Source organism: Amycolatopsis sp. NPDC104819 (genome assembly GCF_055583145.1).
In genome coordinates, this window is record NZ_JBVJON010000001.1 from 737,340 (window position 1) to 754,397 (window position 17,058).

Annotated in this window: 14 protein-coding genes; 8 read left to right on the plus strand and 6 right to left on the minus strand. The window is 71.5% G+C overall.

All coding sequences use genetic code 11. The features are described 5' to 3' along the window. Positions 1-6: 6 nt before the first annotated feature. The 5 genes from ACZ63E_RS03770 to ACZ63E_RS03790 form a co-directional block, all read right to left on the minus strand. Positions 7-1,008 (minus strand): MurR/RpiR family transcriptional regulator, encoded by a 1,002-nt coding sequence (locus ACZ63E_RS03770; RefSeq protein WP_465334041.1) that lies wholly within the window; start codon positions 1,006-1,008, stop codon positions 7-9. 211 nt (positions 1,009-1,219) lie between these two features. After that, positions 1,220-2,938: a serine hydrolase domain-containing protein gene (locus tag ACZ63E_RS03775; RefSeq protein ID WP_465334365.1), complete on the minus strand. Its 1,719-nt coding sequence runs from the start codon at positions 2,936-2,938 to the stop codon at positions 1,220-1,222. A gap of 46 nt (positions 2,939-2,984) precedes the next feature. Then, on the minus strand, positions 2,985-4,256 hold the full coding sequence (locus ACZ63E_RS03780) for an exo-beta-N-acetylmuramidase NamZ family protein (protein WP_465334043.1): 1,272 nt from the start codon (positions 4,254-4,256) through the stop codon (positions 2,985-2,987). Beyond that, the gene (locus tag ACZ63E_RS03785; protein WP_465334366.1) at positions 4,253-5,992 is read right to left on the minus strand and encodes a glycoside hydrolase family 3 protein; all 1,740 of its coding nucleotides are present in this window, start codon (positions 5,990-5,992) and stop codon (positions 4,253-4,255) included. Before ACZ63E_RS03785 ends, ACZ63E_RS03780 begins: the two co-directional genes overlap by 4 nt. Positions 5,993-6,674: 682 nt before the next feature. Further along, positions 6,675-7,505, minus strand: a complete 831-nt coding sequence (locus ACZ63E_RS03790; protein WP_465301240.1) for an HAD family hydrolase — start codon at positions 7,503-7,505, stop codon at positions 6,675-6,677. 518 nt (positions 7,506-8,023) lie between these two features. Here ACZ63E_RS03790 and ssd point away from each other — a divergent pair. The 8 genes from ssd (at position 8,024) to ACZ63E_RS03830 (ending at position 14,468) form a co-directional block, all read left to right on the plus strand. Next, the gene (ssd, locus tag ACZ63E_RS03795; protein ID WP_465334045.1) at positions 8,024-9,094 is read left to right on the plus strand and encodes a septum site-determining protein Ssd; all 1,071 of its coding nucleotides are present in this window, start codon (positions 8,024-8,026) and stop codon (positions 9,092-9,094) included. Between the two features lie 418 nt (positions 9,095-9,512). After that, positions 9,513-10,664, plus strand: a complete 1,152-nt coding sequence (locus tag ACZ63E_RS03800) for a TadA family conjugal transfer-associated ATPase (RefSeq protein WP_465334046.1) — start codon at positions 9,513-9,515, stop codon at positions 10,662-10,664. 64 nt (positions 10,665-10,728) lie between these two features. Next, entirely contained in the window at positions 10,729-11,487 is a 759-nt protein-coding gene (locus ACZ63E_RS03805; protein WP_465334047.1) for a type II secretion system F family protein, read from the plus strand. Continuing rightward, complete coding sequence (locus ACZ63E_RS03810) at positions 11,484-12,206, plus strand: type II secretion system F family protein (protein ID WP_465334049.1); 723 nt, start codon at positions 11,484-11,486, stop codon at positions 12,204-12,206. The genes ACZ63E_RS03805 and ACZ63E_RS03810 overlap by 4 nt, the downstream gene beginning before the upstream one ends. A 28-nt stretch (positions 12,207-12,234) precedes the next feature. Further along, positions 12,235-12,411 carry a DUF4244 domain-containing protein gene (locus tag ACZ63E_RS03815; protein ID WP_465301250.1) on the plus strand — a complete coding sequence of 59 codons (177 nt, stop codon included), beginning with the start codon at positions 12,235-12,237 and terminating at the stop codon, positions 12,409-12,411. Between the two features lie 20 nt (positions 12,412-12,431). Next, positions 12,432-12,767, plus strand: coding sequence for a TadE family type IV pilus minor pilin (locus ACZ63E_RS03820; protein ID WP_465334051.1), 336 nt, complete (start codon positions 12,432-12,434; stop codon positions 12,765-12,767). Beyond that, positions 12,754-13,158: an Rv3654c family TadE-like protein gene (locus ACZ63E_RS03825; RefSeq protein ID WP_465334052.1), complete on the plus strand. Its 405-nt coding sequence runs from the start codon at positions 12,754-12,756 to the stop codon at positions 13,156-13,158. The genes ACZ63E_RS03820 and ACZ63E_RS03825 overlap by 14 nt, the downstream gene beginning before the upstream one ends. Before the next feature lie 692 nt (positions 13,159-13,850). Further along, positions 13,851-14,468, plus strand: coding sequence for a bifunctional DNA primase/polymerase (locus ACZ63E_RS03830; protein ID WP_465334053.1), 618 nt, complete (start codon positions 13,851-13,853; stop codon positions 14,466-14,468). 84 nt (positions 14,469-14,552) lie between these two features. On the opposite strand, the gene ACZ63E_RS03835 is transcribed toward ACZ63E_RS03830, so the two are convergent. Then, on the minus strand, positions 14,553-16,964 hold the full coding sequence (locus ACZ63E_RS03835; RefSeq protein WP_465334367.1) for a DEAD/DEAH box helicase: 2,412 nt from the start codon (positions 16,962-16,964) through the stop codon (positions 14,553-14,555). Positions 16,965-17,058: the final 94 nt, after the last annotated feature.

A 17,058-nucleotide genomic window follows, 5' to 3' on the forward strand; every position in this document is an offset into this window, starting at 1 on the left:
TGGTCATTACTTGCCGGTTTCCCGCGGCCGGCGGCGGCCGTCCGGCCGGACGCCCAGGCGGTGCGAGCCGACCGCGTCCCGGGTGGCGTCCAGGGCGCTGACCGACGCGTCCATGTGCCGCTGCGCGACGCCGATGAACAGGCAGTCGATGACGGTGAGCTGGGCGATGCGGCTCGCCGTCGCTCCCGAACGGAACGTGGTTTCCCGGGCGGCCGTGGTCAAAACGTAGTCGGCGACCTCGGTGATCGGGGAGCGCGGGAAGTTCGTCACGGCGATGGTGACCGCGCCGTGCTCCCGGGCCACCCGCAGCGCCTCGACGGTGTCGGTGGTCGCGCCGGTGTGCGAGACGCCGATCGCGACGTCACCGGGGCTCAGCACCGCGGCCGAGGTGAGCATGATGTGCGTGTCCGACCACGCGAAGCACACGCGGCCGATGCGGTGCAGCTTCTGCTGCAGATCCGCGGCGACGAACGCGCTGGCGCCCACGCCGTAGACGTCGGCGCGGCCGGCGCTCGCGACGACCTCGATCACCCGCTGCAGCGTGGCGACGTCGAGCTGGTCGGCCGTCTCCTCGACCGCACGCGCGTCGGCGAAGCTGACCTTGCCGATCACGGCGGCCAGGTCGTCCTCCGGGCCGATCTCGCCGCCGAGGTTGCGCGTGGTGCGCGCCTCGGTGCGGGCGGTGTCCGCGGCCAGCGCGATGCGCAGCTGCGGGTACCCGCCGACGCCGACCGCCTTGCAGAAGCGCGTCACCGTCGTCTCACTCGTGTTGGCGGCCAGGGCCACCTCGGTGATGCTGCGTCTCGCGACCTGCGCGGGATCTTCCAGCACCACCTTCGCCACGCGCTGCTCCGCGCGGGCCAGGCCGGGGAGCAGGGACCGGATCCGCACCAGCGGGCTGGCGTCGGCGTCCCGGGCGGTCGGCTGGACCGCCACGGCTTCGGACGGTGCCGTGCCGACTACGGATTCGGTATCACTCACCGTCGGAAAGTTACTAACCGTTGGCATCTGCGACAAGGCTACCCACACCCTTCGGTCTTATCGCAACCCGTCCGTGTCTGCGGATCTGGATTTGCGATTAATCACTGACCAGAAAGTCGCCAACCAGGTCGGTCTTGTTAACGAGCTCAAGCTAACGACTTGGCAACTTAGTGTCGCGATGCAAACGGCTCTGGAACGGTGTGGTGCGGCGAAAAGTCGACAGCAAGCGACCCGGTCGTCACCGAGCGCTCAACTGCCAACCCTCAGCGACAAAATCCGAGGGGTTCCGTTCACCGTCGAGGAGTGATCGGCCGCTCTCGGTGACTTTCACACCGTCGACCGAAACTCCGCGCCCGGTGTAGTTCGGATCGGTGCTGTAACGCCACCGGAGGCCCACTGAGCTGCCCTGCGGCAGCACGCCGCTCGCCTTCCACCAGGCACGGTGCCCGTGTCCGGAGAGCGACGTCACATCTCCGGAGGGTGCACCCGGCCCCGATACCGATAGCGTGATCGGTTGCCAGTTCACCCCGTCGGTGGTCGCCTGCAGCTGTAATGGATCATTAACGCCCTCGGTGTCCACGAAAGCGTAGAAAGACACCCGCGCTTGATCACTTTGGGTAGTAAATGGCCGTGTACTCAGCGTTGCGACGGCGGCGTTATCCAGCGTGCTCGTCCAGGCGTCCTTCCCGGCGGCCGGTTTCACCGCCATCGCCCTGGCCAGCGACGTCGCCCACACCTGGCGGGCGGTGTTGATCGAGCCCCAGTTCCGCGTCGGGTGGACGCGGTTGGTGAGCAGGATCGCGAACGAGCGCGACTCCGGGTCGATGACCAGCGTCGTTCCGGTGAACCCGGTGTGGCCCGCGGTGACCGGCGAGGCCAGCGCGCCCATGTACCAGGGCTGGTCGAGCTCGAAGCCGAGGCCGTGCGAGTCGTCCGGGAACTGCTGGTTGTAGTTCGTCAGCATCTGCCGGACGGTCTGCTCGCCCAGGATCCGGTGACCGCGGTAGCTGCCGCCGTTGAGGATCGTCTGGGCCAGTGCCGCCATGTCGCCCGCGGTGCTGAACACCCCGGCGTGCCCGGCGACCCCGCCGAGCGACCACGCGTTCTCGTCGTGGACGCTGCCGCGCACCATCCCGCGCGGCGGGTTCGCCTCGAACTCCGTCGCGGCGATCCGGTCCAGCTTCGACGCCGGCGGGTTGTACCCCGTGTCGACCATGCCGAGCGGCGCGGTGATCCGGTCGTGGACGACCTTGTCGAGGCTCTGCCCGGTCAGCTTCTCGACGATGAAGCCGAGGGTGAGCAGGTTGATGTCGGAGTAGAGGTAGGTCGTGCCCGGCTTGTTCTTCAGCGGGCTGTCGAGCACCGCCTGGCGGCGCGACGGGATGTCGGGGTAGCCGGCCCACAGCGACGGGACCGGGTCGGCGTCGAACCCGGAGACGTGCGTGAGCAGCATCTTGATCGTGATGGCGGCCTTGTCACCGGTCGCGAACTCCGGGAAGAAGCGGCTCACCGGGGTGTCGATCGTGAGCTGCCCGCGTTCGACCAGCTGCAGGACGGCGATCGAGGTGAACAGCTTCGAGATCGAAGCCATGTCGAAGACGGTGTCGTTGCGCATCGGGACCTGCTGCGCGGGCGGCAGCTCGGTGCCCGCCGCGTCGGCGTACCGCAGCGCGCCGCCGACGGCGTACCGGTCGACGACCACACCGTCGTGGGCCAGCAGGCCGACCGCGCCGGAGAAGTGCGGGTGCCCGGTGGCGTCCGGCTTCGTCCAGCTCGCCAGGAAGTCCTCGGCCGCCTTGATCGGCGCCGGGTCGAGGTTCACCTCTTTCGGCTTGGCGTCGCGCAGGGTCGTCCACGCTGGGGCGAACCCCTGCTGTGGCCGGTCGAAGCGGCCCGCGTCGTCGTGCCTGGTGATGGCGCCGGCTCCTGAGGTCAACGTGGTCAGCGCGACCAGCACTCCGGTGGCCGCGGCGATGACCTTCCTAGCACGCACGAGCGCCCCCTCAGCGGTAGAGCAGGTAGTGGCGACGTTTCCGGTCGAACTCGGCGAGCTCGGCGCGCCAGGCCCCGGTGACCTCGTCGACGCCCGCGCCGCCGTCGACCATCGTCCGGAGCCGGTCGGACCCGGAGAGCTTGTCGATATAGTTGTCGGGCCGCCAGGCGAAGACGTCCGGGTGCAGGGCCTTCGCCGTGACGAGCATGGCGACCGCGGTCCGGATCGCGTCGAAGGCCCGCGGGTCGGCGACGCTCACCTGCACGCCGCCGCAGGTCTGGTTGACGAACTTGCTGAACGTCGGCACGAAGTAGATCTCGCGGAACTTCGCGCCCGGCAACGCGAGGTCCTCGAGCTTCTCGCGCCACCGCCAGTCGAGCCCGGGCGCGCCGATGATCTCGAACGGCCGGGTCGTGCCGCGGCCTTCGGAGAACACGGTGCCTTCGAACATGCCGGTGCCCGGGTAGACGAGCGCTGTATCCGGGGTCGGCATGTTCGGGCTCGGCAGCACCCAGTTGAGCCCGGTCTGCGCGAACTGCGTGTCCCGCTGCCAGCCGCGCACCTGGACGACGTCGAGGCGATCGAGCTTCACGCCTTCGCCGGGGAGGAACTCTTCGGCGAAGAAGCGCGCGAGCTCACCGACGGTCATGCCGTGCTGCTGGGCGATCGGCTTCTTGCCGATGCCGGAGGAGAACTTCGGGTCGAGCACCGGGCCGGCCAGGCGGCCGCCGATCGGGTTCGGCCGGTCGAGCACGACAAAAGCCGCCTTGACCTGGGCGGCGGCCACCATCGCGGTGTAGAGCGACCAGATGTAGGTGTAGAAGCGCGCGCCGACGTCGGCGATGTCGAAGACGACCGTGTCGACGCCCGCCTTGGTGAACAGCGAGGCGAGCTTCGCCGCGTCGACGCCGTACGCGTCGTACACCGGCACGCCCGTGCGCGGGTCCGTGTAGTCGCCTTCGGACCCGCCGGCCTGCGCGCTGCCGCGGAAGCCGTGCTCGGGCCCGAAGGCCGCGACCGGTTTGACGCCGGCCGCGACCATCGAGTCGACGATGTGGTCGCCGTTCAGCAGGACGCCCGTCGGGTTCGAGAGGACGCCGAGCTTGCGGCCTTTGAGCGTCCGCCAGCCCTGCGCGGCCAGCTGCTCGGCGCCGGTGAGGACCCGGCCGTGGGGCTGCGCCTCGGCCGGTTCGGGCTGCGCTCCTGCCACCGCGGAGCCGCCCGCGAGGACCGGGACGGCCAGCGCGCCCGCGCCGAGGAAGCGCCGCCGGTTCAGGCTCACCACGTCAGCCCGTGGCCGAACGGGTACTTCACGGTGGTGACGTCGGCGCCCGCGGGGATGTCGACCGGCAGCTTCCCGACCGGCTTCGTCTCGCCGAGGATCACCTTGGCCAGCGCCTCCAGCGTCGGCGTGATGTAGCCGTAGGTGGCGAGCCAGGTCTTCACGGTGGTCGGGTAACCGGCGTCGTACGGGATCTGCGCGGCGACCGCGACAACCGGTTTCCCGGTGGCCTGGAGGGCGTCGAGCAGCTTGGTCTGCAGCGGGAAGCCGCCGATGTTGTTGGTCAGCACGACCACGAGGTCGACGTTCTTGGCGTTCGCGACCGCCTGCGCGATCTGGGTGTCCGTCGGGGCCTGGCCGGTCTGGTACGCCGTGGCGGTGGTGCCGTGGGCGGTCAGCTTCTGGGCGAGCGTGGTCGTCGTGGAGACGCCCCAGCCGGTGACGAGCGCCGTCGCGGGCTTCTGCTTCAGCGGCAGGAGACCGGCGTCGTTCGCGACCGCCGTGATGCCGCGGTCGGCGATGTCCTGCGCGGTCTTGAGGCTCGCGGGGACACCGACGGTCTTCATCACCCGGTTCGGGTCGACGAACGGCGAGAAGAGGATGCCGCTCTTGAACTTCAGCTTCAGCACGCGCAGCACGCTCTGGTCGATCCGCTGCATCGGGATGTCCCCGGTCTTCACGGCGTTGATCACCGAGTTGATCGCGACGTCGAGGTGCACCGGCATGAGCAGCTGGTCGACGCCCGCTTTCAGCGCGAGGACGGGGATTTCGGCGTCACTGTGCAGCTCGCGCACGCCCTGCATCTCGAGCGAGTCGGTGATGACAACACCGTTGTAACCGAGCTCGTTGCGCAGCTTGCCGGTGACGATCGGCTTCGACAGCGTCGCCGGCTCCAGCGACGGGTCGAGGCTGGGGAACTGGATGTGCGCGGTCATGATCGAGGGGACGCCGGCCTTGATGGCGGCCTTGAACGGCGGCACGTCGGTGGCCCGCCACTGCGCTTCGGTGCTGTCGATGCGCGGCAGCCCGGTGTGGCTGTCGGTCGGCGCGGCGCCGTGCCCGGGGAAGTGCTTCGACGTCGCCGCGACGGACTTCTGGAAGCCCTTGAGCTCGGCGGTGACGAAGTCGCTCGCCAGCCCCGGCTGCCCGGCGAAGGAGCGGACACCGATGACCGGGTTCACGGGGTTGGAGTTGACGTCGGAGTCGGGCGCGAAGTCCTGGTTGATGCCGACCGCGCGCAGCTCCTGGCCGAGGATGGTCGCGGCCTTGGTCGCGCGGCCGGTGTCGCGCCCGGCCGAGATCGCCATGGCGTTCGGGAACTCGGTGGCCGGCGCGCCCATCCGGGTCACCGTGCCGCCCTCCTGGTCGGCGCCGACCTGCAGCGGGATGTGCGCCCCGCTCGTGATGGCGGCTTTCTGGAGGCCGTTCGAAAGTTTCGACACCTGGACCGGGTCGTCGAAGTTGTCGCGGGTGTCGTTGTTGAAGTAGATGACCCCGCCGAGGTGGTATTTCTGGACGACCTGGGCCGGGGTGTCGACGCCGAAGTCCGTCTGGTTCTTCGGGTTCACCTCGTCGGCCGTCTTGCCGTTCACCCACGTGACGAACAGCTGCCCGACCTTCTGCTCGAGCGACAGCCCCCGCAGCGCCTGCGTCGCGGCGGCGTCCGCCTGCGCGTCGGCGCTCACGCTCGGCGCGCTCGCGGCGGTCGCGACACCCACACCGGTGAGGGCGAGCACCCCCGCGACGGGCAGGGCGAGCGCATGGAACCTCCGATTTCGGGTCGTCACGACCAGCCTCCCAGAAAGTTGCGGGCGCCCGGCGGACGTGAGAAGTCCACTCGGAGGCGCCAGTATCGGGAAGCTACTCACCGAATCCGTCGATGTCCATCGGCCGACCGCGCGAACGGTCCAGTCGTACCCGGATCGGTAGGAAATTCGCCGTTCGCAACATGCGGGGGCGGCCGAACGGCGGCGTTCGTGAGGCGGCCGTTCGCCGAGACACCCTTACACAGAGACGAGGCGGCGCCCGTGGCCTAGGGCCGACGGGCGCCGCCTGCAGCGCGAACTTCTCGGGCGACCAAGCGTGCAACTCTGGTCGTACCTACATGGACTCGGCGTGTGGCGTCCCACTACGCAGTCCCTAGACGACGAGCCTCCCGCGGCGCGCTGCGCGTGGGTACCCGGAGTCCGCGCACGGAGATTTGCCGGGGTGGAACAGGCTTCTCTTCTACCTGCTCCCTGGCCGACCAAACGTCCGCACCTACTTTCTACGCCGTGAGCCCGGTCACTTCAAGTGCGCGGATGGGTGCACCGGTACAGAGGCTGGATCGGGTGACACGGGCACCCTGCGCGACGGACAATTCGGGGCTGGGCCGGGAGAAAGCGGAGGTCGTACGGCCGTGTGGGTGTCGGGGTCCCGTCATCGGGACCGACGGCGACGGCTGAGGCCGTACCAGGTCGCCCCGGCGGCCACCGCGCCGACACCGAGGGCGACCATTCCCGCCGACCGCGTCGGGATCCGGCTGCGCAGCGACATGGGCCGGTCGAAGGCGAGCACCGGCCAGCCGCGGTCGAGGGCCTCGCGCCGCAGGAGCTTGTCCGGGTTGACGGCGTGGGGGTGCCCGACGACCTCGAGCAGCGGGATGTCGGTGCTCGAGTCGGTGTAGGCGAAGCACTCGGCGAGGTCGTAGCCGTAGGTCGCGGCGAGCTGCTTCGCGGCGACTGCCTTGTTGGCGCCGTAGCAATAGAAGTCGACCTGACCGGAATAGCGGCCGTCGACGATCTGCATCCGCGTGGCGACGCTCCGGGTCGCGCCGAGCATTTCCGCGACCGGCGCGACGACTTCCTCACCGGTCGCCGACAGCACGATGACGTCGTGGCCGTCTTCGCGGTGCCGGGCGATCAGCTCCGCCGCTTCGACGTACACGAGCGGGTCGACGACGTCGTGCAGGGTTTCGCGGACGATGGCCGAAACCTGCGCGACGTCCCAGCCGGCGCACAGCGCGGAAACCTCGGCGCGCAGCCGCTCGGTCTTGTTCTCGTCGGCGCCGGCGAGGGAAAACACCAGCTGCGCGTAGGCGCTGCGCAACGCGGCGCGACGGTTGATCAGTCCCTCTCTCAGCAATGGTTTGCTGAACGCCAGCGCACTCGACGAGGCGATGATCGTCTTGTCCAGGTCGAAGAACGCGGCCACCGCGTGCTCCGGGCCCGGGTTCCGGATGCGCGACGGCGCGCTGCTCGGTTCGGCCACGTGCCCAGGATAAGAGCTTGATCGCGGCACGTCCCGTTGATCCACCACAGGCGCGCCGCGGCGGGCGGAAAATCCATGACAGGAAGGGACTTCCGGCGCGCCGTGCCGTTACCGAACTGTGTGCCTCGTCCGGCGCGCGAACCGGCGCCCGGCGGAGTTACAGTGAGGGAGCCCGGTGTCCAACCGGGCCGGTTCAGTCCGACCCCCCGGGGCTGAACCCTCGGTGGCCCCCGTCCCTCCCCCCTGGCGGGGGCCACCCTCTTAACCTTCCGCTTGCTTTCGCCGTTTCCCTTGGCACGGCTTGATCGCGCGGTTCGGGCGAGCATCGATCCTCGGCGCGGCGATCATCTCACGGCCCACCGACAGAACCGGCCCGCGAGCGGTTCCCCGGGCGGCAGTTGTCCACAACACCCCGGTTGTCCACAGCCGGCCCCCCGACCCGTTGTGCCGCCGCACCCCCGACCGCGACGGTGGAAGCCGGGCCACCCACGGCCCGCACCGACGACGGGGGAGAACGCATGACGGGGGAACGACCGCTGGTAATCGCCGCGGACGAAACGGTGCTCGACGAGATCCTGCGCGTGGCCGCGGTCGCGGGCTGCGAGCTCGACCGGGCACCGGACCTGACGGCGGCCCGGAGCCACTGGGCCCGCGCGCCGCTGGTGGTGCTCGACGAAGAGACCGCGCGGCTGCCACCCACGCTGCCACGGCGTCGCGGCATCGTCCTGGTCTGCAAGGGCAGCCCGGGGCCGAGGACGTGGAAACACGCGTTCGAGGTCGGCGTCGAGCGCGTGATCTCGTTGCCCGACGAGGAGACGGAGCTGGCGGGCGCGTTCGCCGACGTCGTCGAAACCCCGGCCGAGCAGGCCGGCCTGGTCCTGGCGGTGGTCGGCGGCCGCGGCGGCGCGGGTGCGTCGGTCTTCGCGACAGCACTGGCCCTGGCGGCCGACTGCGACCCGGGCGGCGCCCTATTGGTCGACTGCGACCCCCTGGGTGGCGGTCTGGATCTTTTGCTGGGCTTGGAAAAGACCCCCGGGCCTCGCTGGTCGGAGGTGAAGCTGAGCGGCCGAGTCTCGGTGACGTCACTGGCAGCGGCCCTCCCGAAGCAGCGCCACCGCGGCGGCAGCCTCCCGGTCCTGGCGTGCGGCACCGAGGGCGAAGGCCCGGAGGCGAACTCGCTGTCGGCGGTCCTCGCGGCAGGCCGCCGCGCAGGCCGCACGGTGGTGTGCGACCTCCCGAGAACGTTGACGGAGGCAGCAGCGAGCGCGGTGAGCGCGGCCGACCTGGTGGTCCTCCTGGCCCCGATCGAGTTCCGCGCCTCCGCGGCGGCCAAGCAGGTCCTGCACGGCCTGTCAAAACTGACGGCCCGAGTCGGCATAGTCGCATGTGGACGGTCCAGGGCAGGAGTATCCCCAACCCGCGCGGCAGGCATCCTCGGCCCACCCTTGCTGGCCTCGATGCTCCCGGAGCGAGGCCTGGCGATGGCCCTGGAGCGAGGCGAGTTCCCGACCAAACCATCAGGCCCGCTGGCGTCGGCAGCAGCAAGGGTCTTGTCGGTAGCCCACCGCGAAGCCCAGGCGGCGGCCTGATGAGAACGGCGAAGAATCTCCGCGGCCCGGTGCCCCCAACCAGAGTGAGCGACCTGTTGCTCCCAACACTCCTGACCCTCGCCGGCCGCGGCCCGGTAAGCGCGGAGAGCTTTCTGAGGTCGTTGCCACCCCAGACGAGCCCATCTCGGCCGTCGCCGGGCACTCGCGTGACTGCCGCTCTCGCTGAGCCTCTCGACCATCCGCGCCCCTCGTCCGGAACCCGCGTGACGGCGCGCCTCGCCGAAGGTCCCCGCGATCCGAGCCCGCCCTCGGGCACTCGCGTGACCGCCAGCCTCGGCGAAGCCCTCCGCCATCCGAGCCCAGTCACCAGGCGCCCGCGCGACAGCCGCCGACCAAGCCCCGAGCCAACACCGACCAGCCCACAACTCCTCCCGACCAGCCCCCAGGCGGTGAACCCATGACCACCGACTTCGTCGACCGAGTCCGCAACCGCCTCGCCGGCGACCGCCGCCAGGCCGACCCCGTCGCCGTCGCGACCGCGGTCCGGGCCGAAGCCGGCGGCGCTCTCGGCCACGACGCCGTGCTCGACGCCGCCCGTCAAGCCCGCGACGAGTTCATCGGCGCCGGCCCCCTCGCCCCGCTCCTCGAGGACCCTTCGACCACCGACGTGCTCGTCACCGGCCCGAACGAGGTCTGGACAGACGGCCCCGAAGGCCTCACCCGCACCGGCATCACCTTCAACGGCGAGGAGTCCGTCCGCCGCCTGGCCCAGCGCCTCGCCCTGACCGCCGGCCGCAGGCTCGACGACGCACAGCCCTATGTGGACGGCTGGCTCCCCGGCTCCGGCCCCCACGGCCGGATCCGCATCCACGCGGTCCTCCCGCCGATCGCCACGAACGGCACCTGCCTGTCCCTCCGCGTCCTCCGCCCGGCAACCCACGACCTCACCACCCTCCGCGAGCTCGGCGCCTTCGACGCGGCCGGCGCCCAGATCCTGGACACCGTCGTCGCGCGGCGGATGGCGTTCCTGGTCACCGGCGGCACCGGCGCGGGCAAGACCACACTCCTGGCCGCGCTGCTCGGCGCGGTCGACCCCGCCGAGCGCATCGTCTGCGTCGAGGACGCCGGCGAGCTGCAGCCCGCGCACCCGCAGTTCGTCAGCCTCGTCGCGCGGCCGGCCAATGTGGAGGGTGCGGGCGCGGTCGGCCTGCCCGAGCTCGTGCGCCAGGCGCTGCGCATGCGCCCGGACAGGCTGGTGGTCGGCGAGGTCCGCGGCGCCGAGGTCGGCGCTCTGCTCACCGCGCTCAACACCGGCCACGACGGCGGCGCCTGCACCGTCCACGCGAACTCGCCGGCCGAAGTGCCCGCCCGCATCGAGGCGCTGGCCGCGCTCGGCGGTCTCGGCCGCGAAGCGGTCCACAGCCAGCTCGTCGCCGCGATCCGGATCGTCCTCCACATGAGACGCGAGCCGGGCGGCCGACGGCGCCTCGCCGAAGTCGGCGTGCTCCGCGCCGAACACGGCCGCGCCCGCGTCGTGCCGGTGTGGCGCGCGGGCCGCTGGACCGTCGATCGCCACCTGTTCGTCACGACGGGAGCGCTCACGTGCTGACCCTCCTGATCGTGCGTCTTTCCTTGCTGGTGAACATCTTCCCGCGCCGGCGAAGGAGGCCACGATGATCACCGCGTGGCTCCCGCTGTGCGTCGGCGCGGCTCTGGCGTGCTGGCCCGCGGCGCCGACCCGGCTCCAAGCGGCGGTCGAGAAACCGGCGACGATCCGGATCCCCGACGTCTGGGGTGTCGTCCGGTGGCTGCTTCCCGCCGCGCTCGCCGGCCTGCTCGCGGGAGCCGGTGGCGCGCTGGCCGCCGGCGTGCTCACGCTGGCCTGGCGCCAGGAATGGCAGTCCCACCGCCGCGGCGCCGCGGAGCTCGCGATGGCCGTCCACACCGCGACGGCGTTGCGCACGATGGTGGCCGAGCTCCGATCCGGCGCCCACCCGGTGACAGCGGCGGAAGCGGCCGCGGAAGCCGTCCCGGCCGTGGCCGGCGACCTCCGCGCCCTCGCGACGGCGGCCCGGCTCGACGGTGAGCTGCGCGCACCGGCCCTTCCGGAGCTCGCCGCCGCCTGGACCCTGGGCAAGCGCTACGGCCTGCCGATGGCCGACGTCCTCGACGCGGCCCGCCGCGACGCCGAAGCCGGTCTGGCTTTCGCTCGCCGGATGCGCGCGAAACTGGCCGGACCCCGCGCGAGCGCGGCCGTGCTCACCGGGCTCCCGGTTCTGTGCGTGCTGCTCGGGCAGGTCATGGGCGCGGCGCCGCTGTCGGTCCTGGCCGGAAGCACGCCGGGCCAGCTGCTGCTGGTCGTCGGCAGTGTCCTGCTCTGGGCGGGGACGGCCTGGTGCCGCGCCCTGACCGGACGGGTGCGGATCCGATGAACGCGGCGGCCCTCCTTCTCTTCGGCGGCGCCCTCCTCATCTGGCCAGCCGATGCGGCCGTCGCGCGGCGCTTCGACTGGCTGGCCGGTGGGAAGCCGCAACCCGCCCGCAACTGGCACCCGGCGATACCGCACATCGCAACAACACTGGGCGGCGTCTCGACGGCCGTCCTGATCGGCGGTCTGACCGGAGTGATCGTGGGCGCCGCCATCACGGCCACTGGATGGTGGGCGATCCGCAGAACCCGCCGTCCGCGCGCCCCGGCGATCGACATCGCGGTGAAACTGCGGCTGGCCGGAACGCTCGACCTCCTCGCGGCCTGCCTGCAAGCCGGCCTGCCGGTCTCCTCGGCACTTGACGCGGTATCCGGCACGACCCCTACCGAGGCGGGCGCGGCCCTGCGCTCGACGGCCGGGCTGCTCGCCCTCGGCTCCACACCCGACGAGGCCTGGGCGCCGGTGCGGGCGGTCCCGGGCCTCGCGGAGCTGGCGGCGGCAGCGATCCGGACGTCCCGCTCGGGGGCCGCGTTCGCCACCGCGGCGGCCGACCTCGCGACCCGCTTCCGCGACGAGCTGGACACCGGCGCGGAGGAACGAGCCGAGCGCGCGGGAGTAGCCCTCGCGCTGCCGGTCGGCCTCTGTTTCTTACCGGCCTTCTTCTGCCTGGGCGTGCTGCCGGTAGTCCTGGGCCTCGCCGGACGTCTCGGCCCGCTCTTCTGACCCACGCACGAACAACGAAGGGAATCCCATGCGCGCGTTCCACCACAGCCCCGGCTCCGACGACGGCTCCACGACGGTCGAGTACGCGATCGTCACGGTCGCCGTCGCGGCGTTCGCCGCTGTCCTCTACACCCTGCTCACCGGTGACTCGGTGGTGTCGTGGCTGACGAGCCTGGTCATGAAGGCCCTGACGGTGCCCTCGTGAGCCGCCGCGACGAAGGCTCGGTGACGGTCGAGGCAGCGCTCGGCCTGACGGGTCTGACCGTGGTCACGGTGCTGCTCCTAGCCGGCCTGACGGTCCTGACGGGTCAGCTGCGCTGCACGGACGCGGCCCGCGAAGCAGCTCGCCTGCTGGCGAGAGGCCAGCCCGCCGAAGCGGCATCGGCGGTCCACACGATCGCCCCACCGGGCGCGAACCTGGACGTCCAGCAGTCAGGCGACGCAATAACGGTAAGGGTGACAGCCCAGCCGGCCGGCGGCCTGCTCCCGGCCATCCACCTGGACGCAACGGCCTACGCAATGGCCGAGCCGGGAACGGAGGCCACCGATGCAGCAGGCTGACCGACAGCCACGGCGTGCCGAGCAGGGCCAGTCCCCAGACGACCACGACGACAGCGGAGTGGCCACGATCTGGACAGCCATGGCGGTGGCAGCACTGACCGGCATAGCGGTCCTGGGCTGCTGGCTGGGCGCGGCGGTCCTCGCACGCCACAGGGCGGAAACAGCAGCCGACCTCGGCGCCCTCGCGGCAGCCTCGCATGCGGCAGAGGGACCCATCAGGGCGTGCGAGCGAGCCCGGTGGATCGCGGACCGGATGGAAGTCGCCCTCCTGACCTGCCGGTGGCAACGCCTGGACGCCCTGGTCGAAGTCCAGGCCCCGAGCTTCGCCTTGGCAGGCCTACCGGGCCCATCCGCCCGCGCCCGCGCCGGACCCACCGGCCGCGCGCCGTGACCATCGCGCCGCTGCCAGCCCCGCCGGCGGCGCGCCATGACCATCGCGCCTCGTGCCCGCGCTGGCCCACCGGCCGCTCGCCGTGACCATCGCGACCCGGGCCCCGGACCCTCGGCCAGTACCCACTGCCAGCCCGGCCGTCCACCCGGGCCGCCCGCCGCGTCCCGTCACAACCGCGCTGGCGACCGGCCATCTCCCGTGGTCGGGCCTTGTTCGCCTGCCGGATCCACCCCGCGACCACCAGCTACCGGCCCCCGAAGCCTCGACGCCCCACTCACCGGGACCCTCCGCCCACCGGACGCCGACCGGTCGGTATGCGGCGATGACCGGCTGATCCGCCGGACCCGGCGATGAGCGGCGGATGGTCACGGGCAGCGGTCGCCAGTGCACGGCGAGCGGTCGAAAAAGCTGCCCACCTGGGCCGATAGGCGGTACCGCTGCCCCCGCAGGCTCCTTCTCCGACGTGGGCTCCCCGCGACGAACGGTCCGTGTGCGGTCGCCGCTCACCGTCGATCCGCGCCGCCGGGTTCGGTCCGGCGGTTCGGGCTACTGGGCGTTCATCGCCCAGTAACCACCGGTTGTCGCGCGGGGGTTCCGGGCAATGTGCAACTTGCCGTTAAGTGAGATGTGCGACACCACGACAGCGTTTAGCTCCGGGGTCGCGGAGAACCGGAACCTAAGGCAGGAAGACAATGTTGGACGCGAATTGGCCGGACAGCTGGCGGGGCGCCTTCCGCATCGAACTGCGCGCGGAGGCGATCGGACTCGCCTGGCGTGGCTGGCCGGTGCTTCCGGGCGTCAACCCCGCTCCGCTCACCGACGGCGACGACCTCACCTGGCGTCGTCCGGTCCCGGCCAGTGACGCCTGGCGCGAGCAGATCGGCACCCACGCCCACGAGGTCGCCACCTGGTTCTCCGACCGCACCCACAGCCTCCTCGTCGCCACCGGCACCGTCCTCGACGCCATCGAGGTCGACGACGAGCTCGGCAAGCGCGCCTGCCGCCTGCTCCGCACCCTCGGTCACCCGGCGCCGATCATCGCGCTGCCGAACGGCCGCTGGCTCTTCCTCACCACCGTCGCCGACCGCCTGCCGGCCGAGCTGGCCGCCGAGGCCACCATCCAGTGGCACGGCAAGGACAGCTGGATCCCGCTGCCCCCGTCGCCGTTCCAGCACGGTGTTGTGCACTGGCGCGTCAAGCCCGAGGTCTGCGGCTGGCAGCTCCCGGAGGCCGCCGAGGTGCACGACGTCCTCGTGCGCGCCCTGGCCGGCGCCGACGCCGCGCAGCTGGTTCAGACCACTGCGGCCTGACCCTCCCGAACCACCGCCGGCGGCCGGTCCCAGCCCGGCCGCGGCGGAGCAGGACACAACTCCATGAACCACCAAGTGGCCGTTCTAGGCACCGTGTAGACGCAACGCCCCGAGCACGGTGTCCAGAACTGCCACCGCACCCGCCTTGTCCAGCGGATCGTTGCCGTTCCCGCACTTCGGCGACTGGACGCAGGACGGGCATCCCGTCGGGCACTCGCAGGAGACGATCGCCTCCCGCGTTGCGGCCAGCCACGGGACAATCGCGGCATAACCGCGTTCGGCAAATCCCGCACCCCCGGGATGGCCGTCATGCACGAACACCGTCGCCTCCCCGGTGTCTTCGTGCCACGCGGTGCTCACCCCGCCGATGTCCCACCGGTCGCACGTAGCGAACAGCGGTAGCAGGCCGATCGCCGCGTGCTCGGCGGCATGCAGGGCACCGGGGACCCGTGCCGGAACCAATCCGGCACCCCCCGGTGCCCTGCCACCCTCGTGAGTGGGCCCCCGACCGCTCGCCAGGGTTTCCTCCCCGGTCCCCACCGGCCCCGCAGATTCGGTCCCCACCCGATGGCCCCCGGTCCCCGCCTCGCCATCGGCTGAAGACGCGAGCAGCTCCGCCGAGACCGTGTACCAGACCGCCCGCGTGCGCAGGCTCTGCTCCGGCAGATCCAACGCCGTGTGGTCCAGCACCTCCCCGGACGGCCGCCGCCGCAGGTAGCCGACCACCTGCGATGTCACGGCCACCTCGCCGAGGCAGACGCTCACCCCGCCGAAGTCCTGCTTCTCGGCAGTGCTCAGCACCGCGATGTCCACGATCTCGCGCGGAGTTGTCGTCCAGTCGGGGTTCTCCGAGTGCACCATCGCCAGCCCGGTCTCCAGGTCCAGCTCGTCGACGACGTACGACGACCCCTGGTGCAGGTAGACGGCCCCCGGATGCACGGCGAAGCACGCCGAACCCGGGTCGACCGTGCCGAGCATCCGGCCGGAGTCCGACTCGACCACCGCGATCTGCTCGCCGCCGGTGCCACGGATGCCGACCTCGGCGTGCGGCCGGTCGCGCGACGTCCAGTACCACCCGGTCGACCGGCGCCGGAGCAGCTTCTGCTCGGCCAGCTCGGTCAGCACCTCCTGGGCCGCCGCACCGCCGAACATCTCCAGCTCGGGAACGGTCAACGGCAGCTCGGCGACGGCGCACGCGAGCTGCGGCGCCAGCACGTACGGGTTCGCCGGGTCGAGCACCGCCGTCTCCACCGGCCGGTCGAGCAGCGCCGCCGGGTGGTGCACCAGATAGGTGTCGAGCGGGTCGTCCCGCGCCACAAAAACGACCAGCGCCGAGTCGCCCGAACGACCGGCCCGCCCAGCCTGCTGCCAGAACGACGCGAGCGTGCCCGGGTAACCGGCGAGCACCACCGCGTCCAGGCCCGCGATGTCGACGCCGAGCTCCAGCGCGTTGGTCGTCGCGACGCCCAGCAGCCGCCCCGACAACAGTGCCGACTCGAGTGCCCGGCGCTCTTCGGGAAGATAGCCGGACCGGTACGCCGCAACGGTTTCCGACAACCGAGGGTCCACTTCGGACAAGATGCGACGCGCGCCCAGCGCGGCCAGCTCCGCGCCCCGCCGCGACCGGATGAACGCCAGCGAGCGCGCGCCCTCGACCACGAGGTCGGCGAGGATCCGCGACGTCTCCGCACCCGCCGAACGCCGGACCGGCGCACCGTTCTCCCCGGTGAGCTCCTCCAGCAGCGGCGGCTCCCACAACACGACGGTCCGGGCGCCGCGCGGCGACGCGTCTTCCGTCACCGCCTCGCACGAAACACCGGTGAGCCGCGAAGCGAACGAAGCAGGCGAAGCAGTCGTAGCCGAAGCAAGCACGAACACCGGCGACGCGCCATAGTGCTCGGCCACGCGCCGAAGCCGGCGAAGCAGCAGCGCGACATGAGAGCCGAAGACGCCGCGATAGCTGTGGCACTCGTCGACGACCACGCAGCTGAGCCGCCGGAAGAACTGCGCCCACCGCCCGTGCTGCGAAAGAATCCCGCGGTGCAGCATGTCCGGGTTGGTGAACACCCAGTTCGCGTGTGCCCGCACCCAGTCGCGCTCCACCATCGGCGTGTCCCCGTCGAACGACGCGGCCCGGACCCCCGGAACGTCCAAAGAGGACACGGACCGCAGCTGGTCCGCGCCCAGCGCCTTCGTCGGGGACAGGTACAGCGCGTTCGCCTTCTCACCCGCGGCGAGCCGCGACAACACCGGCAGCTGGTAGGCCAGCGACTTGCCCGACGCCGTGCCGGTCGAAACCACGACGTGACGACCCTCGTACGCGTGCGAAGCGGCTTCGGCCTGATGCGCCCAAGGCGCCGAAACACCGCAGTCACGCAGTGCAGTCACTACGGCCGGATCGGCCCACGACGGCCACTCTGCGTAGCGCGCGTTCCGGCCCGGCAGGTCGGCCACGTGCGTGACCGGGTTCTCGCGCGCCGGGATGCCGGCGGTCACCCGCCCCAGCAGCCGCCGCCCCCGTGAGTCGTCCACCAGCCGAGCTTGGCACAGGGGTCCGACAGTTCTCGCATCCCGGAGCGATCCCCAGCTG